We start from the raw sequence: 1,010 nt of genomic DNA on the forward strand, positions 1-1,010 counted from the left end.
CTTGAATAAAGCCAATAATCAAGCGCGGTCAGCAGGTGGGGCTGGGACCAGCCCCGATGGATGTGTAAGAACTCTTTCAACGGCGCGTTCACCCCTCCCTCAAGCCGGTTCGTCGTCGACTCAAGAACGGTTGACACGTCCAGACTCGGATCAAGGAACGTGAAGAGCACGCCTTGTTTGACGTAGCGGTCAAGAGAGCCCACGATCCGGCGGGTAGTAGTGTGGGTGTACCACCATTTCTTGTTTTTCCGCGCGAAAGAAGGAATATTCTCAAGGCGGGTTTCCTCTCGGTAAGTCTTCTCCGCCAGCCATGTGTCGTAGAGACCGTGGAAAGCGTGCAGCGAGTTTTGCCAGGCAATAGCCCCCTCGCGGGTAGTTATTTTGGTTAAGTCGAGAGCAAGCTTATATAAGGCCTTATGAGCGTGGGTTTGCGGGCGGGTGGTGGTGACTTGGCGGATATTACGTTGCACGTGTACCAGGCAGCGTTGGATGCGTGTGGTGGGCCATTCCTGCTTGATCGCTGCCAGCGCTCCGGCTGCCCCGTCGGTGGTGGCAACGATAGGGGCAGGCAGACGGCGTAGGAGGGCGAGGTAGGCGGATTTGGATTCACGGTCGCATAGTTGGTAGGCGATCACGCCTTCTCGCGTGTAAGCGATCAATACGCACCAGTTGTAGGCGATATAGGTCCCGTCGATGAAGACCTGGTCGTAGACCTGCCCGGTAGGTGTCCAGATAGGGCGGGTTTGCCAGCACCAGGCATGCTTGCGGTCCCAGGTTCGGGTGTTGGGCGTGCCTAGGCGTCGGGGTGTGGTTGTGGTGATGTAGGTGAGGAATTCAGCGAATTCTTGGGCGTGTTTTTGCCGGTCATCGGTCGCGGTGAAACTGTAGCGGCATTCCTTGCAATACCAACGCTGACGGCCTTGTTTTGTGAAGCCTTTCTTCTTTGAGGGGCTTGAGCAGATAGGACAGCGTCGGGCGCGGGGATTGAGTGTCTTCACTCCCTGCACATT

General features: G+C 56.8%; 1 protein-coding gene. It reads right to left on the reverse strand.

Translation table 11 applies throughout. The annotated features are described in order from the left end of the window. Positions 1-998 (reverse strand): IS1249 family transposase (locus tag QP503_RS04520; protein WP_285101359.1); only part of this gene is annotated, 998 nt, incomplete at its 3' end. Between the last annotated feature and the right edge of the window lie 12 nt (positions 999-1,010).

The organism is Pauljensenia sp. UMB0895, from assembly GCF_030218905.1.
Classification (GTDB): Bacteria; Actinomycetota; Actinomycetes; order Actinomycetales; family Actinomycetaceae; genus Pauljensenia; species Pauljensenia turicensis_A.